24 protein-coding genes are annotated in these 23,777 nt (G+C 59.0%); 15 read left to right on the plus strand and 9 right to left on the minus strand.

Annotated elements, in window-relative coordinates; genetic code table 11:
- Nucleotides 1-6: 6 nt before the first annotated feature.
- The gene (gene aztD / locus C5L13_RS21155; protein ID WP_105385231.1) at nt 7-1,242 is read right to left on the minus strand and encodes a zinc metallochaperone AztD; all 1,236 of its coding nucleotides are present in this window, start codon (nt 1,240-1,242) and stop codon (nt 7-9) included.
- 40 nt (nt 1,243-1,282) lie between these two features.
- Nucleotides 1,283-2,269, minus strand: coding sequence for a CobW family GTP-binding protein (locus tag C5L13_RS21160; RefSeq protein WP_105385232.1), 987 nt, complete (start codon nt 2,267-2,269; stop codon nt 1,283-1,285).
- A 136-nt stretch (nt 2,270-2,405) separates the two neighbouring features.
- Between C5L13_RS21160 and aztA the strand changes: the two genes are divergently transcribed.
- The 9 genes from aztA (at nt 2,406) to C5L13_RS21205 (ending at nt 11,282) form a co-directional block, all read left to right on the plus strand.
- Nucleotides 2,406-3,194 carry a zinc ABC transporter ATP-binding protein AztA gene (gene aztA / locus C5L13_RS21165; RefSeq protein WP_105385233.1) on the plus strand — a complete coding sequence of 263 codons (789 nt, stop codon included), beginning with the start codon at nt 2,406-2,408 and terminating at the stop codon, nt 3,192-3,194.
- Nucleotides 3,187-4,053: a zinc ABC transporter permease AztB gene (gene aztB, locus C5L13_RS21170; protein WP_105385234.1), complete on the plus strand. Its 867-nt coding sequence runs from the start codon at nt 3,187-3,189 to the stop codon at nt 4,051-4,053. Before aztA ends, aztB begins: the two co-directional genes overlap by 8 nt.
- A gap of 19 nt (nt 4,054-4,072) precedes the next feature.
- Nucleotides 4,073-5,053, plus strand: a complete 981-nt coding sequence (gene aztC / locus C5L13_RS21175) for a zinc ABC transporter substrate-binding protein AztC (protein WP_105385235.1) — start codon at nt 4,073-4,075, stop codon at nt 5,051-5,053.
- 72 nt (nt 5,054-5,125) lie between these two features.
- Nucleotides 5,126-6,253, plus strand: coding sequence for a CobW family GTP-binding protein (locus C5L13_RS21180; RefSeq protein ID WP_105385236.1), 1,128 nt, complete (start codon nt 5,126-5,128; stop codon nt 6,251-6,253).
- On the plus strand, nt 6,250-6,534 hold the full coding sequence (locus C5L13_RS21185; RefSeq protein WP_105385237.1) for a hypothetical protein: 285 nt from the start codon (nt 6,250-6,252) through the stop codon (nt 6,532-6,534). Before C5L13_RS21180 ends, C5L13_RS21185 begins: the two co-directional genes overlap by 4 nt.
- A 38-nt stretch (nt 6,535-6,572) precedes the next feature.
- Nucleotides 6,573-8,093, plus strand: coding sequence for an ABC transporter substrate-binding protein (locus C5L13_RS21190; RefSeq protein ID WP_105385238.1), 1,521 nt, complete (start codon nt 6,573-6,575; stop codon nt 8,091-8,093).
- Between the two features lie 11 nt (nt 8,094-8,104).
- Nucleotides 8,105-9,043 carry an ABC transporter permease gene (locus tag C5L13_RS21195; protein ID WP_105385280.1) on the plus strand — a complete coding sequence of 313 codons (939 nt, stop codon included), beginning with the start codon at nt 8,105-8,107 and terminating at the stop codon, nt 9,041-9,043.
- A complete protein-coding gene (locus tag C5L13_RS21200) occupies nt 9,040-9,861 on the plus strand; it encodes an ABC transporter permease (protein WP_105385239.1) in 822 nt (273 codons plus the stop codon). The genes C5L13_RS21195 and C5L13_RS21200 overlap by 4 nt, the downstream gene beginning before the upstream one ends.
- Nucleotides 9,858-11,282, plus strand: a complete 1,425-nt coding sequence (locus C5L13_RS21205) for an ABC transporter ATP-binding protein (RefSeq protein WP_105385240.1) — start codon at nt 9,858-9,860, stop codon at nt 11,280-11,282. Before C5L13_RS21200 ends, C5L13_RS21205 begins: the two co-directional genes overlap by 4 nt.
- A 256-nt stretch (nt 11,283-11,538) precedes the next feature.
- Here the strand turns inward: C5L13_RS21205 and C5L13_RS21210 are convergent, their stop codons facing one another.
- A complete protein-coding gene (locus tag C5L13_RS21210; RefSeq protein WP_105385241.1) occupies nt 11,539-12,501 on the minus strand; it encodes an AraC family transcriptional regulator in 963 nt (320 codons plus the stop codon).
- A 73-nt stretch (nt 12,502-12,574) separates the two neighbouring features.
- On the opposite strand from C5L13_RS21210, the gene C5L13_RS21215 reads away from it, so the two are divergent.
- The 3 genes from C5L13_RS21215 (at nt 12,575) to C5L13_RS21225 (ending at nt 16,111) form a co-directional block, all read left to right on the plus strand.
- Nucleotides 12,575-13,780 carry an MFS transporter gene (locus C5L13_RS21215; protein WP_105385242.1) on the plus strand — a complete coding sequence of 402 codons (1,206 nt, stop codon included), beginning with the start codon at nt 12,575-12,577 and terminating at the stop codon, nt 13,778-13,780.
- A 355-nt stretch (nt 13,781-14,135) separates the two neighbouring features.
- On the plus strand, nt 14,136-15,068 hold the full coding sequence (locus C5L13_RS21220) for an alpha/beta hydrolase (protein ID WP_105385281.1): 933 nt from the start codon (nt 14,136-14,138) through the stop codon (nt 15,066-15,068).
- Entirely contained in the window at nt 15,065-16,111 is a 1,047-nt protein-coding gene (locus tag C5L13_RS21225; RefSeq protein WP_105385243.1) for an LLM class flavin-dependent oxidoreductase, read from the plus strand. Before C5L13_RS21220 ends, C5L13_RS21225 begins: the two co-directional genes overlap by 4 nt.
- Before the next feature lie 87 nt (nt 16,112-16,198).
- Here C5L13_RS21225 and C5L13_RS21230 read toward each other — a convergent pair whose 3' ends face one another.
- Nucleotides 16,199-17,002, minus strand: coding sequence for an AraC family transcriptional regulator (locus C5L13_RS21230; protein ID WP_105385244.1), 804 nt, complete (start codon nt 17,000-17,002; stop codon nt 16,199-16,201).
- Between the two features lie 74 nt (nt 17,003-17,076).
- Here C5L13_RS21230 and C5L13_RS21235 point away from each other — a divergent pair, with 74 nt between their 5' ends.
- Complete coding sequence (locus C5L13_RS21235) at nt 17,077-18,018, plus strand: NmrA family NAD(P)-binding protein (protein WP_105385245.1); 942 nt, start codon at nt 17,077-17,079, stop codon at nt 18,016-18,018.
- Nucleotides 18,019-18,211: 193 nt separating this feature from the next.
- Here C5L13_RS21235 and C5L13_RS21240 read toward each other — a convergent pair whose 3' ends face one another.
- Genes C5L13_RS21240 through C5L13_RS21250 form a run of 4 tightly spaced genes read right to left on the minus strand, consistent with a single transcriptional unit; the run spans nt 18,212 to nt 21,340 of the window.
- Nucleotides 18,212-19,243 carry an ankyrin repeat domain-containing protein gene (locus C5L13_RS21240; protein ID WP_105385246.1) on the minus strand — a complete coding sequence of 344 codons (1,032 nt, stop codon included), beginning with the start codon at nt 19,241-19,243 and terminating at the stop codon, nt 18,212-18,214.
- A 21-nt stretch (nt 19,244-19,264) separates the two neighbouring features.
- On the minus strand, nt 19,265-20,011 hold the full coding sequence (locus tag C5L13_RS21245; RefSeq protein ID WP_245571413.1) for an alpha/beta fold hydrolase: 747 nt from the start codon (nt 20,009-20,011) through the stop codon (nt 19,265-19,267).
- On the minus strand, nt 20,008-20,274 hold the full coding sequence (locus C5L13_RS29570) for an alpha/beta fold hydrolase (protein WP_342588190.1): 267 nt from the start codon (nt 20,272-20,274) through the stop codon (nt 20,008-20,010). Before C5L13_RS29570 ends, C5L13_RS21245 begins: the two co-directional genes overlap by 4 nt.
- Before the next feature lie 13 nt (nt 20,275-20,287).
- A complete protein-coding gene (locus tag C5L13_RS21250) occupies nt 20,288-21,340 on the minus strand; it encodes a saccharopine dehydrogenase (protein WP_105385247.1) in 1,053 nt (350 codons plus the stop codon).
- A 54-nt stretch (nt 21,341-21,394) separates the two neighbouring features.
- Between C5L13_RS21250 and C5L13_RS21255 the strand changes: the two genes are divergently transcribed.
- On the plus strand, nt 21,395-22,012 hold the full coding sequence (locus C5L13_RS21255) for a TetR/AcrR family transcriptional regulator (RefSeq protein WP_105385248.1): 618 nt from the start codon (nt 21,395-21,397) through the stop codon (nt 22,010-22,012).
- A 336-nt stretch (nt 22,013-22,348) separates the two neighbouring features.
- Here C5L13_RS21255 and C5L13_RS21260 read toward each other — a convergent pair whose 3' ends face one another.
- Nucleotides 22,349-22,981, minus strand: a complete 633-nt coding sequence (locus C5L13_RS21260; RefSeq protein WP_105385249.1) for a TetR family transcriptional regulator — start codon at nt 22,979-22,981, stop codon at nt 22,349-22,351.
- Nucleotides 22,982-23,072: 91 nt separating this feature from the next.
- On the opposite strand from C5L13_RS21260, the gene C5L13_RS21265 reads away from it, so the two are divergent.
- Nucleotides 23,073-23,726, plus strand: a complete 654-nt coding sequence (locus C5L13_RS21265) for an O-methyltransferase (protein WP_105385282.1) — start codon at nt 23,073-23,075, stop codon at nt 23,724-23,726.
- Nucleotides 23,727-23,777: the final 51 nt, after the last annotated feature.

Here is a 23,777-nt window from a genome sequence, read left to right on the forward strand (position 1 = left end):
ATCCTATCAGTGAGAAGCACCCGAGCCGCCGACGGCAACGATCGAGAAGGGCTGGCCTTCGACCGCGATGGTCCGCGTTTCTTTCAGCGTTTCTGCATCGACAACGCGAACCAGAGAATGGCGCGGATCGGTGATGGCGATCTGGCCATCGGCGACGGCCAGACGCGGACGCGGATCGCGCCAGTGGCCGTCCTTGCTGTAGGGCTCGGTGACCTTGGCCTTCTTGACGGTTTCCCCCTTGATCACGTCGAGAACATGCAGGTCGCCATCTTCCGTCAGGATATACGCATTGCGCGGTTGCGCCGGATCGAGCTGGAAATCGACGCGGCGGGTCGGCAGCTCGATCAGCTTGTAGGGCTGTTCGGCATCCGGGTCGATCAGCACGAGCTTGTCGTCACCATAGTTGCCGAGGAAGAACTGCATGGCTTTGCCGCCAAGAAGCGTGCCGGTATAGGCCTTCGGAAAGTCGGTGGGATAGGGCAGCATCGTGAGCTTTGGCCCATCAACGCCGCCCGGGCGCGCGACAAGAACGCCTTCCTTGCAGCCGAAGGCGACGAGGCGGGCCGAGGTCGCCTCACCGTGAAGGTCGGTGCAGATTGCCGTCTGGCCAACCTGGCTGCCTTTTTCATCGACGACGCGCAGACCAATTCGTGGGGGCAATTCGTCTGGCTTCGTTTCGGCCTCGGTGTTCGGGACCGAGACGAGCACGTAGCGTCCCATCGTCACTGCCACGCCGTGATGAGGCTTGATCGTATCGATAATCCGCATCTCCACTTTTCCGTCGAAGATGTCGGCTTCATCGACGATTTCCGCCTTGTCGGCGCGGTCGTAGAACAGGACGACATGGTCATCATGCGGCACGACATGGCCGGGGCGTCTGCCCTCAAATGTCACTGGCAGGAGTGCTGGCTCGGACACTTCGAGATCGCGGTGTTCTCCATGATCGGAAAAATTGATGCCGGTCTTGATCGCGTGAATGACGTCCGCTTCCGTCTGGGCCGCAAACACCGTCTGACCGGAGGCACTGGCTGTTAGCGACGCATATCCCTTGACGTCGTAGCGGCCCAATTCCTTGCCATTATCAAAGTTGATGACGCGCACGACCGGGTTTGTATGGTCGGCCACGAACAGGCGCCAGGCTTCCTTGGTCTCATGATCCTCGGCAAACGCGCCAGGTGCGGCGAAAACAATGCCTGCCACGATTGACGCCAGCAGGTGATTGCGGATGAGAGACAATCTCATTGGGGTTCCTTCCTTGTTGTGATTTTTTGCGCGGGGCGGACTATTCGGCGGCCTGCCGAACCGCGCGGCACTTGGCAAAACCGTCTGTGATAATGTCCTTGGGCAGATCGCGACCGATGAAGACCAGTCGGGTCACCCGATCCTCATCTTCCTTCCACGGGCGCTGGTGCTCGCCTTCCAGCAGCATATGCACGGCCTGGACGACGAAGCGGTCGTTGTCACCGGCAAAGGAGATGATGCCCTTCATGCGCAGCATATCCATGCCGAAGGCCTGGACGGTCGATTGCATCCAGTTCAGGAATTTGCCCGGGTCCATTGGCTCATGCTCGACCAGCGAGAAGCTGGTGACATGGTCGTCGTGCTCGTGCTCATGAGCCCCGTCCAGGAAGTCCGGCTCGATTTCCAGAATGTGGTCGAGATCGAATGCCTTTCGGTCCAGAAGGCTTGATATATCGACGTCGCATCGCTTGGATCGGATGATGCTGGCCGTGGGATTGATCCGCCGGATCCGTTGCTCCACTTGCGCGATTTCGTCATCACTGACGAGATCGGTCTTGTTGAGGATGATCGTATCGGCAAACGCCAGCTGCTCCTGCGCCTCATGGGCGCGGTCGATCTCGCCGAGAAGATGCTTGGCGTCAACGACGGTGATGATCGAATCCAGTCGGGTTTTCGACCGGACATCCTCGTCGACGAAGAAGGTTTGAGCCACGGGCGCCGGATCCGCGAGCCCCGTCGTCTCGATGAGGATGCCATCGAAGCGGCCGGGTCGGCGCATCAGTCCTTCGATGATGCGGATCAAATCGCCGCGTACCGTGCAGCAAATGCAACCATTGTTCATCTCGAACACGTCCTCATCGGACTCGACGATCAGGTCGTTGTCGATCCCAACCTCGCCGAACTCGTTGACGATGACGGCGAATTTCTTGCCATGCGGCTCGGTCAGAATGCGGTTGAGAAGCGTGGTTTTGCCGGCACCCAGATATCCGGTCAGCACCGTGACGGGGGTGGGGTTGATCTGAGACATGGTGATCCTCCTGAACGTTGAGCATGATGCAGCGGCAGCCATGGCCCGCTCTTACGCAAATGTTATTACGTTACGTTTTCGATTGACGAACGTAATAACATTACCTATGCAGTCGCTGTCAATCCCCGAGGACGCGATGAACAACACTTGTCTGGAATTTAAAAACCTGACGCTTGGCTACCAGGGTCACGCGGCCGTTCATCACCTGAGCGGTGATGTGAAACGGGGTTCACTGACTGCGATCGTCGGCGCCAACGGGTCGGGAAAATCAACCCTGCTGAAAGGTATAGCCGGTATCCTGAAGCCGATCAGCGGTGGTTGCGTTCCAGGTTTTCGGCGTCTTGCCTATCTGGCGCAGCAATCCGAACTCGACCGGACGTTTCCGGCTCGCGTGATAGATCTCGTGTCTCTTGGTCATTGGCAAAAGCGCGGCTTGCTGGGGCGCCTCACAGCCGCTGACAATGCCAGCCTCTCCAAGTGCCTGAACGCGGTAGGCCTGACGGGCTTCGAGAAGCGACCCATCGACAGCCTGTCCGGCGGGCAGATGCAGCGCGCGCTGTTTGCGCGGACTATGCTGCAGGATGCGGACCTGATCCTGCTGGATGAGCCGTTCAACGCCGTCGATGCCCGCACCATTGCTGACCTCATTGTGGTGATCAAAGGCTGGGTGGCGGAAGGTCGCACGGTTCTGTGCGTGCTGCACGACCACGCGCTGGTGCGCGACCATTTTCCCGAGACCCTGCTGATCGCCCGCAAGCCGGTGGCATGGGGCGCCACCTCTGACGTCATGATATCAGAGAATTTGCGCAAGGCACGCAGCTTTCAGGAGGCCTGGGACGAGCAGGCCGGCTGGTGTGAGGATGACGCACGGCAGGGACACCACACCCAGCTCCCACACAATCGCAAGGTTGCCGGCCATGTATGAGGATCTGATCGGTCCATTCCTGCGCTATGGCTTCATGCAGCGCGCGCTCTTCGGATCGCTCGTTTTGTCCGTTAGCTGCGCGCCTGTCGGCGTGTTCCTGATGTTGCGGCGCATGAGCCTGACGGGGGATGCAATGGCGCATGCCATTCTTCCCGGTGCGGCGGTCGGCTTCGTGCTGTTCGGGCTTCAGATCGTTCCGATGACAATCGGCGGTCTGATCGTCGGGCTGCTGGTGGCGCTCGGCTCAGGCATAGTTTCACGCTTCACCGTCCAGAAGGAGGACGCATCGCTTGCCGCCTTCTACCTGATCTCGCTTGCCGTCGGGGTGCTGCTGGTGTCCTGGAAGGGTTCGAGCGTCGATCTCATGCATGTGCTGTTCGGCTCTGTGCTGGCCCTCAATGATGCAGCGCTCACGCTGATTGTCGGCGTCGCCATCATCACATTCGCCGCGCTGGCGGTGTTCTGGCGCGGGCTTGTCGCCGAGTGCCTCGACCCGCTTTTTCTCCGGTCCGTCAGTCGTATCGGAACGCCTGTTCACCTCATCTTCCTGACGCTTGTCGTGCTTAACCTGGTCGGCGGGTTCCAGGCGCTCGGCACGCTGCTGTCGGTCGGCCTGATGATGTTACCCGCTGCGGCCTCCCGCTTCTGGACCAACGAGGTTCGCGCGATGTGTATCATTGCGATGGTCATCGCCGCCATCTCGTCGGTCAGCGGATTGCTGCTGTCCTATCACGCCTCTTTGCCATCAGGCCCCGCCATCATTCTGACGGCCGGCATCATCTACGCCGTCTCCGCCCTGGTCGGCACGCGGGGAATGCTTCCGACTGCCCTCACGTCCCGCCGCCACAAAACCGCCTGATCAACCCAAGGAGATCTCCATGTTCAACACTCTACGTTTTGCCACCTGTGCCAGCCTCCTCACCCTTGGAGGCTTTGCCTCCAGCGCATCGGCTGCCCAGCTAAAAGTGGTCGCCAGCTTCTCGATCATCGCCGACTTCGCCAAGAACGTCGGCGGCGACCGCGTAGACATCTCCACGCTGGTCGGGCCCGATGGCGACGCCCATGTCTATGAACCGCGCCCGGCCGATGCTGCCGCTCTGGAAGGCGCCGATGTCGTTCTCATCAACGGTCTTCAGTTCGAGGGCTTCATGTCACGCCTTATCGAAGCCAGCGGCACGAAGGCTTCGGTGGTCGAGGTGACAAAGGGGATAGAGCCGCTCAAGAGCGCTGAAGAAGAGCATGATCATGAGAAGGAAGAGAAGGCCGAGGCCGGACATGATCACGAAAAAGAGGCTCACGATCATGCCCACGAGGGTCATCATCACGGCGAGTTCGATCCGCATGCCTGGCAGTCGATCCACAATGCCGAGATCTATGTGAAGAACATTGCCGATGCCTTCTGCGAAGCCGACAAGGCCGGTTGCGCGACATACACGGCCAACGCCGAGGCTTATGTTGCCAAGCTCGGCGAACTTGAGACCGAGGTGAAGGCCGCAATCGACGCGGTTCCTGCCGACAAGCGCACGGTGATCACGTCCCATGATGCCTTCGGCTATTTCGAGCACGAATACGGCCTCACGTTCATCGCGCCGGAAGGCATCTCGACGGAAGCGGAAGCCTCTGCCGCTGACGTGGCGAAGCTGATCGATCAGGTGAAGCACGACAAGGCGTCGGCAATCTTCCTCGAAAACATCACCAATCCGCGTCTCATCGAGCAGATCTCGACAGAAACCGGCATCAAGATCGGCGGCACGCTCTACTCGGACGCGCTGTCGAAGAGCGACGGCCCCGCATCAACCTATATCGATATGTTCCGCTACAACGTGAACACGATGAAGGCAGCGATCCTCGGAAGCTGATCACCGAGGCTTGCCCGGTTGATGCCGGGCAAACCTCCCACCCGACATTCAAACCCATGGATTGCCTGCAGCATGATTGGCGGCCTGTTCAAGCGGTGGCGCAACCCACCCGTTACCAAGGAGGATGACGTGAGACGGCTTTACGATTCCGTGCCGGTCACGCTCCTGACCGGCTTTCTTGGCTCGGGCAAGACAACGCTGCTGAACGACATCCTGGCAGATCCGGCCATGCACGGCACGGCCGTGATCGTCAACGAGTTCGGAACCGTTGCGATCGATCACGATCTCGTCCGCAAGGGCTCGGAAACCTACTTCCGCATGACGACCGGCTGCATCTGCTGCACGGCGACCAGCGACATCAGAAGCTCCCTGTCCGAGCTTCACGAGGCGCGGCTTCGCGGCGAGATACCGCCTGTTTCACGCGTGGTGATCGAGACGACTGGCCTTGCCGATCCAGCGCCCATCATCAACAGCATCATCCCCGGAGGCTCACCTGCCTTGGGGCTGAGAGATCATGTGGTCGCGCGGCATTTTCATCTTGCCCGCGTCGTGACGACCTTCGATGTGCTGGAGGGACGCGCAACCCTCAACAGCTTCCTGGAAGGCTGGAAACAACTCGCCTTTGCCGATCATGTGGTCCTGACCAAGACCGATATCGCCGATGCGGCTCACGACTGGCCAGATGAACTGACGGCTCTTAATCCTGCTGCAGTCTACCACGATCGTCACCGGAAGGATTTCAACCTGTCCGGGCTCTTCAGTGAAGGCGCTTACTCCGTCACGGACAAGGTGGAGGATGTGCCAGGCTGGCTGGCGATGGAGCGGCTGGGGACTCATGGCGATCATCCCCACGACCCCAACCGGCATGGGGATGAGATCGAGGCGATCAGCCTGAGCCACGATGTCCCCCTTTCGCCGCAGGCCGTCGAGACCTTTCTGCATATCGTGACGACGAATATCGGCTCCGGCCTTCTGCGCCTGAAGGGTCTGTTCGCGCTCACCGATGATCCGGCCCGTCCACTGGTCGCTCACGCGGTGCAGCACCGGCTCTATCCGCTAAAGCGTCTGGACTATTGGCCGGACGAAGACCACCGCAGCCGCGTCGTGCTTATCGGCCAGGACATGCCGGCCAAGCCGATCCGCGATCTCTTCGAGGTATTGGCTCCGCGCACGGCGCGAGCCAAGCGAGGGGCGGCATGAGCGAGGCATTTGCCAATCCACTGGCTCGCAATGGCGCCTCGGTCATCAACAGTGCCCGCGCGATCAAATCGTGGGTGCGCACGCTGCACTCGCTACCGGACGAGGCTATCGTTGCGGTCAGCGAGCTTGCCTGCCACGTGCCCGGCTGCCCTCCGAAAGAGACCGTGATCCTGGTGATGCAGGACGCAGAGACGGTTCAGGCTTCTATCCATAAACCGATGACGGACGTGACGGAGGACGACGTAGCTCATGCGTTTTCCGCAGCCTCCAATCCCAACTGATCATTGCACTTTATCAAATTGAAAACGGAGAAAATTCCATGCGCATTGCGAAAGCGCTTTTCCTCACACTCATGCTCGGCGCATCGTTGCCGGCAAGTTTTGCACAGGCCGAAGCCCTGAAAGTGGCAGGTCCGTGGGAAATCACCGGCATCGAACCGGCGCAAACCGGCTATGTCTTCAGCCGTCTCCAGGTCGCCGAAACGCTTGTTACCACCGACAAGCAGGGCGCACTCGTTCCGAGCCTCGCCGAAAGCTGGAAGGTCTCGCAGGACGGGCTCGTCTGGACGTTCAAGCTGCGCGGCAACGCCCAATTCCATGACGGAACACCGGTCACGGCCGAGGCCACGGTTGCCAGCCTGCAAAGGGCATTGGCAGGTGTGGGTGTCCTGTCGCAGGCGCCGATCAGCGAGATCAACGTCGAAGGCAGCGGTATCCAGATACGGCTGAGCAAGCCATTCTCTGCACTGCCCGCCTATCTCGTGCATTTCAGCACCATTGTACTCGCGCCTTCATCCTTTGACGCGGCCGACAAGGTCACGCAGATTGTTGGCACCGGTCCCTACAAGGTGAAGACCCTCACGCCACCGGCGCGGCTGGAACTGGAAGGTTCCGGCGCCTGGTGGGGTGGCGAGCCCGGTATTTCCGAGGTGAATTATCTTGCCGTAGGCCAGGGGGAAACCCGTGCCCTGATGGCGGAGAGCGGCGAGGCAGACCTTGTCTTTTCCATGCTCCCTGTCTCCGTCGACCGGCTGAAGGCCAATCCGAAGCTGGATGTGCAGATCGCGACCATCCCGCGGACTCGGCTCCTGAAGATCAACGCGGCATCGCCCTTCTTCGATCAGGTCGAGGAGCGGCAGGCGGTCAGCGCCGCCATCGACCGTATTGGCACGGCGAAGGTCATTTTGCGCAATGCAGATCTTGCCGCGACGCAACTCTTCCCGCCCGCGATGAAGGGCTGGAACTCGCCTGACGTTCAGCCGCTGGAGAAGGACTTGGAAAAAGCAAAGGAACTGCTGAAGGCAGCCGGCTGGGTGCCGGGCAGCGACGGCATCCTGGAGAAGGACGGCAAGCGCTTCAGCGTGACCATGCTGACCTATGCGAGCTGGCCGGAACTTCCGCCGATCGCCACCGCACTTCAGGCTCAGCTTCGGCAGGTCGGCATCGACGTCAAGGTGTCCGTCGGCAACAGCTCTGAAATCCCCGCGCGCCACCAGGATGGCACGCTGGAGATAGGTCTGGTCTCACGGCTCTATTCGATCGTGCCTGATCCGGTCGGGACGCTGCTCCAGGATTACGGTCCGGGCGGAAGCGACTGGGGCTCGATGGGTTGGGACAACAAGGAGATGCAGGCGATTGTAGATCAGCTGGCCGCGACAAGTGATCCCGTCGTCCGCGGGCCTCTCCAGAAGCGTGCCGTCGAAATCCTGCAGGAGGAGCTGCCAAGCATTCCGGTGACATGGTCGGAGCTGGCCATCGTGTCCAGCAAGCGCATCGCAGGGGTCGAGGTCGATCCGCTCGAGGTGAACTACGGCCTCTCCTCCATACGGTGGGCGGAATAACGGGCATGGCGATCAAGAATTTTCTTCTGGCGCGCCTCCTGCAGGCCGGTATCGTCGCCATCGTGGTCGGCGCCCTGTGCTTCGTCCTGATGCGCGTGCTGCCAGGCGATGCAGCAATGCGCATCGCCGCTGGCCGTTACGGGCCGGACGCGCGCATTGCCGATGCGGCGGAAAAGGTACGCCTGGAGCTCGGGCTCGACCGTCCTATCGCCGTGCAGTTCATCGAATGGTTGGGAAGTCTCGCGCGCTTCGATCTCGGGCATTCGCTGGTTACCGGCCGCGCGGTCGCCCATGAGCTGCAGGTCCAGCTTGGTGCTTCGGTCTGGTTGGCGGTGGCGGCGCTCATGCTGTCGCTGCTGATCGGTCCGATCGTCGGTCTCTTCGGTGGTCTCCGGCCGGGAGGAACCGCGGATCGCGTCGGTCTGTTGGGCGCGGTCACCTTCCGCGCCATTCCGCCTTTCGTTCTGGGCCTGATCCTGATGTTGGTATTTTCCCGGCAGCTCGGCTGGCTGCCGCCGGCGGGCTTCGGTTCCCCGCGCGAAATACTCCTGCCGGCACTGACGCTGGCGCTCGGGCTTGCTGCCATGTCGAGCCGTGTCACCCGCAACGCGGTTGCCGCGGTGGCACGTGCGCCATACTTCGCCTTCGCCCGCTACAAGGGCCTTCCGGAAGCGGTTGTCGTGCGGCGCCACGGCCTCAGGAACGCAGCCATCCCCGTTGTTTCCTATCTCGGCCTCCAGGCGATCTACCTGATCGAAGGCGTTGTGGTGGTGGAATCTTTGTTTGCGTATCCAGGCATTGGTCACGCGCTGGTGCACGCGATTGTCGAGCGCGACGTTCCCATGGTGCAGGGCACGGCGCTTGCAATGGGCCTGATGTTCGTTGCCATCGCCGCCATTGTCGACCTGGTAACGCTTTGGCTCGATCCGCGGATGAGGAAAATCGCATGAGTACCGTGGACCAGACATATCAGCGGCCGAAGCGCGGCCTTGGAACCACCCGTTTGGCCGGCGCCGGTCTGCTGATCTTTCTCGGCGGGTTTGCCATCATCGGGCCGGCGGTCATTCCGTTCGATCCCGCCGCCCAGGACTTTGGTGCCAGCCTTGCCCCGATCGGTGGTGACTACTTGTTGGGCGCCGATCACTACGGTCGCAGCCTGCTGGCGCGCCTTGCCCATGGCGCACGCCTGTCCTTCGGAATGGCCTTCCTCACCATGTTGGCTGCCGCCATTCCCGGCGTCCTGTTCGGGCTCATCGCCGCGTGGAGAGGCGGATGGACGGAACGCGGTTTCGAATTTGTCGCAACCATTGTCCTGGCATTGCCCGGCCTCATGCTCGTCTTGCTATTGCTGGCCTTCTCGCCGGGCAACTACGGCCCGCTCTTCCTTGGCCTGGCCCTAACGCTCTGGGTTGAATTCTACCGGGTGACCAAGGCGACCACGAAAACCATATTGTCCCAGCCCCATATCGAGGCGGCGCGGATGCTCGGTTTCGGCTCGCGCTACATCCTGACCCACTATGTCGTGCCGGTGATAACGCCGATGATCTCCACACTTGCCGCGTTTGCCATGGCAACGGCCATCATCGCTGTCTCGACGCTAAGCGCGATCAGCGTCGGACTGCAACCGCCGACGCCTGAGCTCGGCAGCATGATCGTTGAACTTCTTCCCTATTTTGCCGAGGCGCCGATGCATGTGCTGCTCCCCGCAGCGCTGATCTTCCTGCTCGTTCTCGCCCTGCAACTTCTCGCCCAGGGAGAGCGGGCATGAACATCCAGTTGATGAATGATCTTGCGATCAACGATCTGTCGATCCACGCGGCTGATGGTACGATCGTCTCGAACGTCTCGCTTTCGCTCGGCCGGGGCCGGCCACTGACCCTGCTTGGAGAAAGCGGTTCGGGCAAGTCCCTCGTGGCCCAGGCGATCATGGGCAATCTGCCTGCGGGTGTGCATGCCACGGGGAGGGTGCTCTTCAAGGGGCTCGATCTCCTTGCAGAACCAGCCGCTGAGAGGCGCCAACGCTGGGGACGAAGCATTGGTCTCCTGCCGCAGGAACCATGGTTGGCACTGGACCCGACGATGCGGGTTGGCCCGCAGGTCGCCGAGGTACATCGTTACGTCAAGGGCAAGACGGTCAACGATAGTCTGGCCGCCACCAGTCAAAATCTCGCTGAGGTCTCCCTTTCTCAGGCCGAGGCTCTCTATCCGTTCCAGATCTCGGGCGGCATGGGGCAGCGGGTGGCCATTGCGATGGCGGATGCTGCCGACACCGAATTGCTGATCGCAGACGAGCCGACAAAAGGTCTCGATGCGGCGCTACGGGACTCGGTGGCGGCACGGCTGAAGTGCGAGGTCGAGGCGGGGCGATTGCTTCTGACGATCACCCATGATGTCGCTGTTGCCAGGGCACTCGGCGGCACGATCGGGGTCATGCTCGAGGGCCGACTGGTCGAATATGGCCCTGCCGAGACGCTGCTCGAAAAGCCGGAACATGCCTATACCAAGGCACTTCTCGCCGCCGAGCCTTCGCAATGGGAGAAAAGGACAAGACCGTCGTCCGGCAAGACCGTCGTCGCAGCGCAGGCTCTGGAAAAGCGTTATGGCGACAGGGTGCTGTTTTCCGGGTTCGACGTTGCAATCGCCGCAGGCGAGATCGTGTCGATCGTCGGTCCGAGCGGCTGCGGCAAAACAACGATCGGCAATATTCTGCTTGGCCTGACCACGCCCGATGCAGGTGCGGTTGTCAGAGATACGGTACTGTCGTCACTCCGTTTCCAGAAGCTTTACCAAGATCCTCCGGCTGCCTTCGCGCCACATCAGACCATCCGCAGGGGATTGAAGGACCTTGCTCGCTTGCATGGCAAGGACTGGACGAAAATCGAAGCCCTGTGCGGGCGGTTGCGTTTGCAGGACGCCTTGCTCGATCGTCTACCGGGGCAGGTTTCGGGCGGTGAGTTGCAGCGCTTCGCGCTCCTGCGCGCGCTTCTGCTCGATCCCGCCTTCCTGTTTGCCGACGAGGCGACCTCCCGTCTTGATCCCGTCAGCCAGCAGGACGTCATCACGTTCCTCCAGGAGATCGTTGAGGAGACAGGGCTTGCGGTTCTGTTGGTCACCCATGATCGTGATCTGGCAGAAAAGGTTTCGACGCGGCTCATCGAGTTGGGAGGCTTTCAAGGAAAATCAACTTGAGGCGTCCGCGGTATCTCCAAGTCGGGTCTATGGAGCGTCAGTTCGTATCCGTTCAAGGCGTAGGTATGGGTGTTTGAGGAGGCACGCACTGAGAAGTCACGCGCACCCTCTCAATCGCTTCCACGCCGAAAATCCAAATGAACGAGACAGCGATCCGGTAAGGACGCATTCGTTTTTGTGAGATCAGAACTCACTGCTCTCTCATACAACGGACCAGCAGGGTCATTCCCGATGGCGCTTGATAACATGCCATCAGTTAGTGTGCTGCACCTTCAACATTTGCCGATCGATAGTGGCTTGGAGGCACACCCATCACCCGTTTGAAGGCCCGGCTGAAAGAAGCTTCCGACTCATAGCCAAGGCGTTGTGATACATCGGAAATCCGCGCGTTGTCGCGAACGATCCAGTGTCGGGCCTGATGCATACGAACCTGTGCGATATACTGGGCGGGTGTTTCGCCAACCACGTTGGCAAACTTGGCAGCGAAGCCTGATCGCGATACGCCGATGAGATCAGCAAGCTTCTCGACGGTCCAGTCATACTCTGTGTGGGAGTGAATAGCAGCTAACGCGCGTCCGATCTGTGGATGGCGAACCGCTGCGATCCATCCACTGGCACCGACGCATCCGTATTCCACCCAGGAACGGATGATCTGCGCCGCAAGGACGTCCGCGAGCCGCGCCACAATCCCGCAAGCGCCGACGCGGTTGGCTGCCATCTCGCACGCCATTGCATCAAGCAGTTGAAGCGTGGCGGGTTCGTGACGCATGAGCTCCTTGGCTTGCATGACGTCCGGCATCATCCCGAGCAGTGGATGCAGGTTGTCCAGATTGAAGCGCATGGACCCATAGAACAACAGGCAGTTGCTGCCGGTCGCCATAGCGCTCGGATCGTAGACATCGTCGCCGAGAGGTCGACACTGCCATTGGGGAAAAGGTTGCCTTACGGCGTCTGGCTCACTGGCAAGTGCGTGGGCTCCTCCGCGCGGCAGCAAAACAGCATCGCCGGCTAATAGCTCCAACCATTCTCCTCCCGGCGTCAGGAGCCAGCAGGCTCTGCCTCCGACGAAATGGAAATATGCATGCTGCTTTTGCGGAAAAGAGAACGCCCAGGAGCCGTCAAGATGACGCCGCCCATACTCGATGCCGTCGAGCCGTAAAGTGTGCAGCATGCCGGTGAGATGATCAATTGGCGGCGAATTGGAGGAATTGCTAAGCATATCAGATTCTATAACATGGAAACGCCAATTCGTCCACGGTACGACTCTGGAAAAGCCAAACCGGAGCCTGCCCATGTCCGATACGTCCTGTGACGATGATGCGATATCCACCAGCGCTTTTTCCTCCGATTTCGGAGAGACAAAGGCTGCCTGGGGTGCGGTCGCATCGCTGGCCGTTGGCGTATTCGCCATGGTCACAGCGGAGTTTCTGCCAGCCAGCCTTTTGACACCCATGGCCAGTGATTTGGGCGTCACCGATGGAACCGCTGGGCAGGCGGTGACCGCAACGGCGCTCGTCGCGGCCATCGCGGCACCTGTCGTTGTCCTTGGAACGGCGAGGCTCGATCGCCGCGTCGTGATCTGGGGCCTGTCGCTCCTGCTGGTGATGTCCAATCTCCTTGCGGGTGTCGCGTGGAACATCTGGGTGCTGATCCTTGCGCGTATCGGCGTCGGTATCGCGTTGGGCGGGGTCTGGGCGCTGGCCGCCGCTCTCGCCCTTCGCCTCGTCCCCCGGCATATGCTGCCAAGGGCGACCGCCGTTATTTTCGGCGGCATCGCGGCTGCGACCGTATGTGCTCCCGCACTCGGAGCCTTTCTCGGCGATCTCTGGGGATGGCGCGTCACGTTCACTGTGGCGGCCGGTCTGGCTGCATTCGCTCTGTTGATGCAACTGGTCACGCTGCCGGGGCTGCCTCCCGAAACCCCGCCCGGCCCTGGCACCTTCGCGATTCTTCTACGGCGGCGCAACATCCGGATCGGATTTCTGACGGTGCTGCTTGCCTTCTCCGGACACTTCGCAGGTTACACCTATATCCGGCCGTTTCTCGAACAGGTGCCGCATCTCGATGTGCGGATGATCTCTCTGGCCCTGCTCGCCTTCGGAGGCGGAGGTCTCTTCGGAAATTTCGCCGGTGGCTTCCTCGCTGAAAGAAGCGTCAGGCTGGAGATCGGCACGGCATCGGTTCTTTTGGCTTTTGCGGCATTCATGCTGTTGGTCTTTGGACATAGCACGGGGATAGCCATTTTCGCGGTGACGATGTGGGGCTTTGCCTTTGGTGCGCTTCCGGTCGGCACCCAGACATGGACGACACAAGCAGGTGCGGACCACGCCGAAAGCGCCGGCGCCCTCCTCGTCACCACGACGCAAGGGGCAATTGCCATCGGCGCCGTGGCGGGAGGCATGCTCGTCGACAATCTGGGCATAGAGAGCGTCATGATCTACTGCTCCCTGGCGGCAATCGCGGGAAGCTCCGTGATGCTTCCTCTTTCTCGAAAATAATCACCTACACCAGTATCGCCGCGCCAGCGCAGTTGGCGCTCCCACCGAAACAATCTCGCATCTGGAAAATACCTTCAATTCCAGGCGGGAACGAAAAAGATGGAAAGCAAAAATGTCGGAATTTGGGATTCCTGGAAGTGCAACAATTCATGCTGTAAAACGAAGGAGCTTTCTTCTTGGCGCAGCTTCCTTCGCGGGCTTCGCCCTTGCAGGAAACGCAGTGCTTGCCGCGAGCAGACTCGGAGGGAAATCATCGAATTACATCAAAAACATCTCCGGCTTTTCCGTTGGTGAGGTGGCCACCTCCAGGCACCGGACTTCCTATATCGAGGCTGGTCCCAGAACGGGGCCGCTGATGATTTTTGTGCACGGTCATCCCGAGCTGGGTGTCATGTGGCGCGCCCAGATGGAGCATTTTGCGGCTGCCGGGTGGAGATGCGTTGCGCCTGACATGCGGGGTTACGGCGGCTCCTCCGTCCATGCTGAGGCGAGCAGCTATGCCGTGCGAGAAATCGTCACCGACATGATAGAACTACACGATGCTCTCGACGCCAAGGCAGCGGTCTGGGTGGGGCATGACTGGGGTGCTCCGATCGCATGGGCTATGGCTTCTCATCATCCCGAAAGATGCCGCGCAGTCATCAATATGTCCGTGCCCTATATGGCGCGTGGTTTCGCTTTGCCGCATCTTGTCGCTTTGGTCGACCGCGATCTCTATCCAGTCGAGAAATATCCGGTCGGCCAGTGGGACTACTGGCTCTACTACAGGGAACAATTTGAAACCGCCAACCGCGATTTCGAGATAAATGTTCCGGCAACGATCGCAGCCCTTTACCGGCCCGGTCCTCCAGAAGCGGTCGGCAAGCCCGCGTTTACCGCGACTCTAAGCCAGGATCAGGGATGGTTTGGCCCAAGCCATCGTGCTCCGGCAGTGGCGCCCGACTTCGGGATGATCCCCAAGGCCGATTATGAACTCTTCGTTTCCGCCTTTTCGGAAACGGGGTTCGCCGGCGCAAACGCCTGGTATCTCAATGACGCAGCCAACATTGAATATGCAGCTGAAGCTCGCAATTTCGGCCGTCTCGATATGCCGGTTCTGTTCTTCCATGGAGACTTCGATGTCGTCTGCGAAACTGTGAACAGTCGGCTTGCGGACCCGATGCGCGACGATTGTTCGGACCTCAGCGAGGTTAGGATTCAAGGCGGACACTTCTTCATGCTCGAAAGAAAAGAGGACGTGAATCTCGCCATGCAAGACTGGCTGTCCGAAAAGGGATTCGAAACATGATACCGCTGTCCATTCTGGAACTCGCTCGTGTAAACGAGGGTTCTGATGCCAGCGAAACGCTTGCTAACGCTCGCAGCATTGCCGGCCATGCCGAGATGCTGGGTTACAAACGCATCTGGGTCGCCGAGCATCACAATATGCCGGGCATTGCCAGCGCTGCGACATCGATCGTTATCGCCCATCTTGCAGGAGCGACATCCCGGATCCGGGTCGGTGCTGGCGGCATCATGCTGCCTAATCATGCGCCATACATTATAGCCGAGCAGTTCGGAACGCTGGCGCGACTTTTCCCCGATCGTATTGACCTCGGGCTGGGCCGAGCACCGGGGACAGATCAACTCACGCTCAGAGCGCTGCGTCGTTCGCCGCAAGACGCCGAAAATTTCCCGCAGGATATTCTTGAGCTACAGGCTTTCCTCGCATCACCGGGAGATGGCCAGCAGATCGTGGCCGTTCCCGCGGCCGGAACGAACGTACCGCTGTGGATTCTCGGTTCCAGCCATTTCGGTGCAATGCTCGCGGCGGAACTCGGGTTGCCCTACGCGTTTGCATCGCATTTTGCGCCCGAGCAAATGATCTCGGCGCTCAAAATCTATCGCGAGCGCTTCAAACCCAGTGAACAACTTGCCGAACCCTACGCCATGATCGGCGTCAACATCATCGCCGCTGAGACTGACGAAGAAGCGCAATGGCTCGCCACGACGCAGAAGATGTCTTTTGTCGATATCATTCGCGGCGCACGCCTGCTTACACGTCCTCCCATCAATGACATGGAGAATTTCTGGTCGCCAAGTGAGAAGGTGCGCGTGCTGCAAATGCTATCCTGCTCGGCGATTGGATCCGTCGAGACCGTTCGAACTGGGCTTGAGACACTGGCCAGGACGACGGGTGCCAACGAGTTGATGGTCGTTTCGGATGTCTACGACCACGCGACGCGATTACGTTCCCTCGAACTGGTCGCCGAGGCGGCAGGTATCGAGACGACGGTTCGCAATGATCTTACCCCACCCAGACCAACGCAAAGCTGGAGGGAAGAACGATGAGAATTCATCGTCCGTAGTCGGCCCATTGTAGTCACGGCACGTGCCGCAAAGGCCGACCAGTCTTGCCAAATTCGACTACTCGGAAAATCAACCTGCGAAGTAGCGGGTCGGTGTTGTTCCCAATGCCTTCTTGAACATGACGATAAAGGCGGTGGCGGATTCGTATCCCAAGTCGCTCGACACCCTCTGCACCGTTGCGCCGCTCGCCAGTTCGCGCAACGCGATGACCAGGTGCAGTTGTCGCCGCCAGCGGCCGAAGGTCAGTCCCGTTTCCTGGACCATCAGACGCTTCAAGGATCGCTCACTCATGGCGACGTGTTCCGCCCAATCGACCAGGGTACGACGGTTGCTCGGCTCCGCCATCAGGGCAGCGGTGATCGCGGCGATTTTGGGATGGTCGGACGCGGGTAAGTCCAGCCCCTGTATCGGCATTTGCGCGAGTTCGTCCAGCAAGACCCGCACCATACGGCCGACATGGCCGTCCGGAGCATAATTGACCGGTACATCCGCCAGTCGGAGGATCATCTCGCGAAGCATCGGCGACACAGACAAAGTGCAGCACTCCTGTGGCAGCGTCGCAGCGCCTGGTTGAACAAACAGATAGGACAGGCGTGCGTTGGACGTGACCTGGTTGCTGTGGGGCACGCCGCCGGGTATCCAGACTCCGCAATCTGGTGGGACAATCCAGATGCCATTTTCCGTCCTGCAGGTGACGGCCCCGTGCAGGGCCAAAATGAGCTGCCCTTCCTTGTGCTGGTGCTGGGGCACTTCAGCCTCATAGTCACTGAAGTCGAGGTGGACGGCGAAGGCCGGCCGATCCGACTGGTCGAGATCGACGTCGTCGTAACAGGAACGCAGCAGTTTTGCGGATTGGCCCGATTTAGAGATCATTTGGCATTATCTCCAAATTCGTGCGGACTGCAATAGTCTACTATCGGGCTATCAACAATCGAATGGAGACTGTCATGCGAATTTCTGTCGTCGGCGCAACGGGACGAATTGGCGCCAAGCTGACCCGGATCCTGCTGAGCGCCGGGCATCAGGTCAGAGCGTTGTCGAGAGGTGGCCCAGCGTTGGACGCACTGGTCGCGCTCGGAGCAGAGCCATTTCTGGGAACCTTCGACACAGGAGCGGGAGACCTTGACCAATTTTTCCAGGGTGCCGATGCTGCGTTCCTGATGGTGAAGACCGATTGGAACAACATCGAGGGACACTACCCCGCTGTTGCCCAGCGCTTTGTCGATGCGCTCGAAAAATCCCCCGTCAAACTGGCCGTAAGCCTGACGGCCATGGGTTCGGACGTGAAGGGGACAACGGGTCACTTCGAGTCCTTCCACCGTCTGGACGAAAAGCTCAACGAACTCGGCAATATCGATCTGGTCCACCTGCGCGCCGCGTGGTTCATGGAAAATGTGGCGGCGTGGACGGGGTCGGTTGCCAAACACGGTCGAATTGCCTGGTTCTGCAAACCTGATCTGAAGATGCCCTGGGTGGCGACCGATGACATCGCTTGGCTGGCAGCGAAGGAACTGACCAATCCGACGGGCAGACACCGCGTCTATCGCGAAGTAGGCTCTGAAGATGTCTCGATGAACGAACTGGCCGCGATCATTGGCAAGGAGATCGGCAGGCCGGTGGAGTACCGATACATCGAGACAACCCGCAAAGACGTGGAAGCTGAATTTCTGGCGCGGTTCGGGACGCTGGCGAAATGGCAGGACGACACCCGGAGTGCCGACGCTTTGAACACTGGCATCGTAAGGTTCCATGGGGAGCACGAGGATCGTCCGAGATTGCCCACGACGATGGAGGCGTTCATTGGTGGCGTTTGGAAGCCGCGTTACCTGGAGGCGGCCAGAGCGGAAGACGAACGCGAGACGTTTTCCATGTGGACCGCCAGGGACTAGCTGGATGTCAGGCTAGATTTTTTGAACCCCCCAGCAATCTCGAGTCCTTACTAGATGCTACCGCAAGTTGTTAATTTGCGGTAGCTATATGACCGCGATGCGCAGCATCGCCATCAAACCGAGATAGCACTACGGCGCTACGGATCAGTCTTCATGTTCGATAGCAGCGCCCGTATAAGCTCAACGAGTTAAGTCAGAGGACTTCTGGTTGGGATCCAGCCTGCTGACTGTCGCTGCTCAGGATCTTAACGATCCGGTCATAGCCGTAGAGAGTAGCGAGGCTTAACGGTGTCAGGCCCGAATGAGTTTTCAAATCACGGCGAGCACCGGCGCGTACCAGGGACGCAACGGCATCCACGTATCCATGCCACACAGCATCGTGCAAAGCGGTCAGACCATTGTAAGGACCCTGCGCATCAAGCTCAACCTGTGTGTCCCCCTGCTTTGTTGATGAGGTCAAAATATCGATGTGATCCGCCTTTCCGAAATAGGCAGCATCGTGAAGTGGTGAACCGCGCATGAGGCCGATCGTACGGCGAGGATCTGCTCCAGCATCGAGCAATACACGCACGATTTCGGCATGACCTTCGCGAACTGCAAGACCGAGAGGCGTGTAGTCGTCATCGAACGTCCCGGTTATTGGCACCCGAACCTCAAAATCCGCGCCATCTGCGATCAGCCGCTTCACCTCCTCAATATTTCCGGCCTTGACTGACGAGACGATCGACAAGCCCACAATGTGCTTTTCATCAGTCTCATCTCGTTCCTCAATCAGTGCTGCGATTGCTTTCAGGTCGTCATGCCTGGCAATTTCGAGCGCGGTCTGTTGCCAGTAATTCCGTATCGTGGTCCGCGCGCGACGCGACAACAAAACCCGCACGACAGATTCGTGCTTGTGAAGCACGGCATCCATCAAGGCTGGGTTACCGAGAACGGGCGATTGCTGATCGATGAAGGCTCCGTGGTCAAGCAGAATCCCGATCACGTCGGCGCTGCCGGACTGTGCCGCCTTGTGGATTGCCGTTGCTCCCATTCGAGGTTCCGCCGCCAGCACGTCCGCGCCGGCAGTCAGGAGCAAAGCAACACCTTGTGCCTGCCCAAGCGCAGATGCGATCATCAACGGCGTGAGACCATCGGGGCCTCGAGCATTCACGTCGGCCCCGGCGTCGATAGCTTCTTTGACTGAAGCAAGATCGCCTGTACGAAGTGCGTGAGAAAGTGTCATGGTCTTACGTTCCTTAATTTATTAAGCAGTTGCTGAATCGGTGGCATTCAGGCCGTTCAGGAATTTGATGATTTCGGCATTCACGCGTTCGCGGGCCTCATGATGAGGCCAGTGACCGACACCTTCCAGCCGCACGACATCGACCAGCCCCGGCGCTGTCTCGCGCATTTCTTCCACGGTCGGTGGGACAGGGTGGAACAGTCGGCACAACCCATCTGCATCACCCCAAATATAAAGCGATGGCTGCTTGATCAGCACATCTTTGTAGGCAGCGAGATGCTCAAACGTCGCCTGCACGCCACGGTACTGGTTCAGCCCCCCTCGGAATCCCGTTCGCTGAAACGTTTCGATGTTGTGTTTCACATCGGCTGGATCGGCCCAGCTCGGCAGCACGTCAGGGGCAGGTCGAAACATATTCCGCTTTGCGTCGATGGGGTCCCAGCCGGTTCCTTCGGCGGGTTCGCCCGAGAGCCAATAAAGTGCACTGGGAATAGACTTGCTCGCATCACGGATCCGTTCATCCGTCTCCGGCTTTATCATGTCGAAAGCATAATAGAGATCGCCGAGACCGCGACTGCGTAGCAAGTCCCATGTGCTCAACTCGCCACGCGGCAGGAACGGGATGCTGAGCGTTATGATCCCGTTGAAACGATCTGGTCGCATGACCATTGCCCGTTGTCCGTGGTCCGCGCCCCAATCATGCGATACGATCGTTGCGGTAGATACTTGCAACGTATCAAGGATGCCAATCAGGTCACCTACGATCAAGGCTCCGCTATAAGTGCTGGATCGTCCGGGGAATAGCTGTCGCCAAAACCCCTCATGTCTAGTGCGACCGCACGGTACCCGTTTTCTGCGACAACTTGCATCTGGCTACGCCACGTTTCCACTGTGTCCGGAAAGCCGTGCAAGAACAGCACGACTGGACCACGGCCTTGTTCAACGACATGGAAAGAGGCACCGTTGGCCTCAATTTGCGAATGGTGTACGGGATGATCCGCGGCGGCTGATGCTTCATTACGGGGACTCATTTTTTGCTCCAGGTTATGCTCGGTCTGAGACTTGCGGCGCGTGTTGGACCGGCTCCAATTCAATGACTTCACCACCGGAGGCGCGAAGCCGCTCAAAGTATGTGGTGTGGTCGATGAGCTGGGCTGGGAAGTAGAGGCCCGGTCGAGGCGTATCGCCTGCGAGACCAGCCAGGCGTTCAAGAACGAGCGCGACACCCAGACCCGTTAGCGGCATCTGCCCGCCGGGGTGAACGATCGCGTGACGTTTCCGAAGTTGCCGCCCGGCGTGATCCAAGCCCGAAAGATTGATAATGATTTCAGCCGATACCGGTCCGCCATTCCGGCGGGCGGAGCTCATTCCAATAGCCAGGTCGAACCGAATATCAGGAGCGCCGGTTGCGTTTGCCAACAACAAGACGTCGTTTGGCGAAAACACGCTCGCCTCCAAGTCGGTGCCGTCGATTGCGCGAACCTTGGACCTGGTTTCGTCTCCATGGCACCACCGCCATGTACCAGCCTTTCTCATAAGAGCGGCAGTACCCGCTTGCATCTGGCGCTCAAGGTCTGCATTTGCTGCAGGTCCGAACGCATCTTGTTCGTCGAGCACCGCCTCGATGTGAATTTTTTCCAGACAACCAAATTCCTGGGCGAACAAGAGTGAAGGTACACTTGTCGCACCAACGAGCCACTCTGTACCAAGGACGACAGGCGCGGCGGTAGGTTTCTGCATGAATGTCGCAGTTTCCAGGCCAAGTTCGCTGATGCTTGGTGAGATGTTGATGTGCCCGGCGCCTTTTTGCTGGGCCCAGCGGAGAGCTGCCCCCGTTTCATCGGTAAAAAGCGTTGCGACCGCCGAGACACGTTGCTCGCCTAGCCCCAGGTCAGAGGCAGTGAGGTCCACGACCACCGCAGACGCGCCGTCGACAGCGGCTGCCGCTCGTATCGCCCGTTGTTCGTCCCGACCGCCAATGAGGATTGGCACGTCGGGATGCCACGCACGCAAGAACCGACTGACCCAGCGGCCCACTTCACCGGCGCCGCCGATGATTAGTATGGGATCTTGGGGTTTTCCTAAAGCTTGTAACATTACGACACCTGTGATTAACTGACACCTACGAAACGTAAGTTACTAAACGTAGGTATGCAAGTGGAAAAAACTAAAAGCACCGTGGATAACAGGAGCGTGCGCCGCCTATCAAAATCAGAACGGCGTCAGCAGCTCCTCGAAACGGCGCGGCTTGTCGTCCGGGAAGAGGGCGCAGATAAGCTCACCCTGGCGCACCTCGCGGCGCGAGCGGGGGTTTCAAAGCCCGTCACGTACGAGCACTTCGAAACGAGAACAGGACTCTTGATTGAGCTCTATCGATGGATAGACACCGAACGCATTTCCGCATTTCGTGCACTGATGGCTCAAGGGAACCGAACGGCAAACGAGACCGTGTCGGCGTTGGCAAAAACTTACCTGGCCTGCGGGGCCGACCAGGGTGACGAATTTCATGCTGTTGGGTCGGCGCTAGCTGGAAGCGAGGAAAAGGCGGTTGTATATCAAGAGTTAGTCGACGCGGTGATCGAGATGTTCGTGGAGGTTTTGAAGCCTCACTCGAACCTGCGGCTGGACACACTCGCCCTTTCAAGCCTGGCGTTGGTTGCGTTAGGAGACGCGCTGACAAATGCCATGAATCGCGGGTCTTGCTCCGCTTTGGAGGCCGAAGAGGTGTTTACGAAACTCATTGGCGCGGCGATCCAAGATAAAGTATAGCATTGAACGGCGTCATTCGCTCCCAAGATACGGGGCTCATTTTCATCGATAGTTGGATAGTGCACGTAAACAGCGGCTATGTTGCTTCCAGATATTGCAGTTGGCTACAACGGTATTTTGCGCACAGCTTTAAAGATGGTACATACTTGAGGTTGAGGCTCCTTAGGCGGCTACCGGTCATTTAAGAGTGAGTTGTTGCGCAGCCGTGAAATTCCAAAGAACTGTAAGGGAATTAACTAATGCGTCGGCGGTTCATATCCGCTCAAGAGCAAGCTAATGTTCAAATCCTGGATTAGCGGAGTTTGCTAGGGCTTCGCAAAAAGACCGCAGCGGCCGTCAAACCGGTTGTAAATCTTCTAGATAAGCGATGAACATGTCCGACATGGCGTCTGCATAAGCATCAATCTCGGGGGGAGATCGCGGCGTCTCTGTAAGCTCCTTTCCGACAGAAGTCATCGTCATGACGATCATATCCCCGGCCAATCGTCTTGCTGTCTCCTGAACCTCGGGAAGCGCCTCGACCATGAACGCTTCGATGATGCGGTCGCCTTCAGCATGAATTTCTTGGGCCTCGGCTGCGTCACGATAGAGTGGCGCGGCATCATCAAGCGCTAGCCGCACCGCGGCTTCTTCGACCTCAGAATGTAAAAACGAGTGCACAAGGTGCCGTAAGCGGTCAGAGGGTGACCGTGCCTGATCAGTCAGAATGGTCCGCCATTGTTCGGTCGTTTCTCGCCATTCGTCACTCTGCAGGCGGTAAAGGATCGATGCCTTGTTCGGAAAGTATTGATACAGCGAGCCGACACTGACCCCAGCCCTTTCGGCGACACGTGCGGTTGTGAAGCGTTGCGCTCCTTCTTCCGCCAAAACGCGAATAGCTGCTTCCAAGATCGCCGCAACGAGCTCTGTCGAACGTGCCTGTTTCGGCTTCTTTCGTGAGGAAATACGAGGGCTTGCATGACCGTTCATCACGCGTCTCTCCTAATGCGAATTGCGAAATACGACGGATTCGTCGCAATATAGCTCATCCCGAACACAACCTCAATTTGATTGGATGACCATGAACACTTTACAGAGTGCACGCGTTGCGCCGCTTGTGGATCGGCTCTTCGCTGAAGCTGATACTGCAACAAGCCCGATCTTTCGCAATGTATCGGGAAGCGAGCGGGCGCGTCTGCTGAAGAGCAAAACAGAGTATCTTCAGCTCTACTCGTTGATGAAGGACCTTTGGCTTCCTGTCTCGCCGGAAACGGGAAGGCTCCTTTACATGCTGGTGCGAAGCATCAGGGCAAAAACCGTTATCGAGTTCGGTACGTCGTTCGGAATTTCAACGCTGTTCCTGGCGTCAGCGCTACGCGACAACGGCGGCGGGCACCTCATCACCACAGAGTTCGAACCTTCTAAACTCGCAAAAGCCAGCGAGCATCTTATGGAAGGCGGCCTGATCGATCTTGTCGAAATGCGGGAAGGGGATGCCCTTAACACGCTGAGCGTGGGTCTGCCGAACCAGGTCGATCTCGTGCTGCTCGACGGTGCAAAGCCGCTCTACGCGGACATTCTCCGCCTTGTCGAAAACAGTCTTCGACCCGGTGCTCTGATCATCGCAGATAACGCGGACCTGTGCCCGGATTACCTCGAGCACGTGCGCACTGCAGAAGGCAAGTATCTGTCGGTCCCGATTGCAGACGACATCGAGCTTTCGATCCGCCTCTGAATCAAGGCTCGCTGCCTGCGACCACCATTCACCTCAAAAGAATAAAAGGAA

The sequence above is a fragment of the Neorhizobium alkalisoli genome, from assembly GCF_002968635.1.
In the GTDB taxonomy this organism is placed as follows: Bacteria; Pseudomonadota; Alphaproteobacteria; order Rhizobiales; family Rhizobiaceae; genus Neorhizobium; species Neorhizobium alkalisoli.

Excerpts from the sequence above, each read along its gene's own strand:
- aztD (WP_105385231.1), bottom strand. The coding sequence starts at position 1,242 with ATGAGATTGTCTCTCATCCGCAATCACCTGCTGGCGTCAATCGTGGCA.
- C5L13_RS21160 (WP_105385232.1), bottom strand. The coding sequence starts at position 2,269 with ATGTCTCAGATCAACCCCACCCCCGTCACGGTGCTGACCGGATATCTG.
- aztA (WP_105385233.1), top strand. The coding sequence starts at position 2,406 with ATGAACAACACTTGTCTGGAATTTAAAAACCTGACGCTTGGCTACCAG.
- aztB (WP_105385234.1), top strand. The coding sequence starts at position 3,187 with ATGTATGAGGATCTGATCGGTCCATTCCTGCGCTATGGCTTCATGCAG.
- aztC (WP_105385235.1), top strand. The coding sequence starts at position 4,073 with ATGTTCAACACTCTACGTTTTGCCACCTGTGCCAGCCTCCTCACCCTT.
- C5L13_RS21180 (WP_105385236.1), top strand. The coding sequence starts at position 5,126 with ATGATTGGCGGCCTGTTCAAGCGGTGGCGCAACCCACCCGTTACCAAG.
- C5L13_RS21185 (WP_105385237.1), top strand. The coding sequence starts at position 6,250 with ATGAGCGAGGCATTTGCCAATCCACTGGCTCGCAATGGCGCCTCGGTC.
- C5L13_RS21190 (WP_105385238.1), top strand. The coding sequence starts at position 6,573 with ATGCGCATTGCGAAAGCGCTTTTCCTCACACTCATGCTCGGCGCATCG.
- C5L13_RS21200 (WP_105385239.1), top strand. The coding sequence starts at position 9,040 with ATGAGTACCGTGGACCAGACATATCAGCGGCCGAAGCGCGGCCTTGGA.
- C5L13_RS21205 (WP_105385240.1), top strand. The coding sequence starts at position 9,858 with ATGAACATCCAGTTGATGAATGATCTTGCGATCAACGATCTGTCGATC.
- C5L13_RS21210 (WP_105385241.1), bottom strand. The coding sequence starts at position 12,501 with ATGCTTAGCAATTCCTCCAATTCGCCGCCAATTGATCATCTCACCGGC.
- C5L13_RS21215 (WP_105385242.1), top strand. The coding sequence starts at position 12,575 with ATGTCCGATACGTCCTGTGACGATGATGCGATATCCACCAGCGCTTTT.
- C5L13_RS21220 (WP_105385281.1), top strand. The coding sequence starts at position 14,136 with ATGATTTTTGTGCACGGTCATCCCGAGCTGGGTGTCATGTGGCGCGCC.
- C5L13_RS21225 (WP_105385243.1), top strand. The coding sequence starts at position 15,065 with ATGATACCGCTGTCCATTCTGGAACTCGCTCGTGTAAACGAGGGTTCT.
- C5L13_RS21230 (WP_105385244.1), bottom strand. The coding sequence starts at position 17,002 with ATGATCTCTAAATCGGGCCAATCCGCAAAACTGCTGCGTTCCTGTTAC.
- C5L13_RS21235 (WP_105385245.1), top strand. The coding sequence starts at position 17,077 with ATGCGAATTTCTGTCGTCGGCGCAACGGGACGAATTGGCGCCAAGCTG.
- C5L13_RS21240 (WP_105385246.1), bottom strand. The coding sequence starts at position 19,243 with ATGACACTTTCTCACGCACTTCGTACAGGCGATCTTGCTTCAGTCAAA.
- C5L13_RS29570 (WP_342588190.1), bottom strand. The coding sequence starts at position 20,274 with ATGAGTCCCCGTAATGAAGCATCAGCCGCCGCGGATCATCCCGTACAC.
- C5L13_RS21250 (WP_105385247.1), bottom strand. The coding sequence starts at position 21,340 with ATGTTACAAGCTTTAGGAAAACCCCAAGATCCCATACTAATCATCGGC.
- C5L13_RS21255 (WP_105385248.1), top strand. The coding sequence starts at position 21,395 with ATGCAAGTGGAAAAAACTAAAAGCACCGTGGATAACAGGAGCGTGCGC.
- C5L13_RS21260 (WP_105385249.1), bottom strand. The coding sequence starts at position 22,981 with ATGAACGGTCATGCAAGCCCTCGTATTTCCTCACGAAAGAAGCCGAAA.
- C5L13_RS21265 (WP_105385282.1), top strand. The coding sequence starts at position 23,073 with ATGAACACTTTACAGAGTGCACGCGTTGCGCCGCTTGTGGATCGGCTC.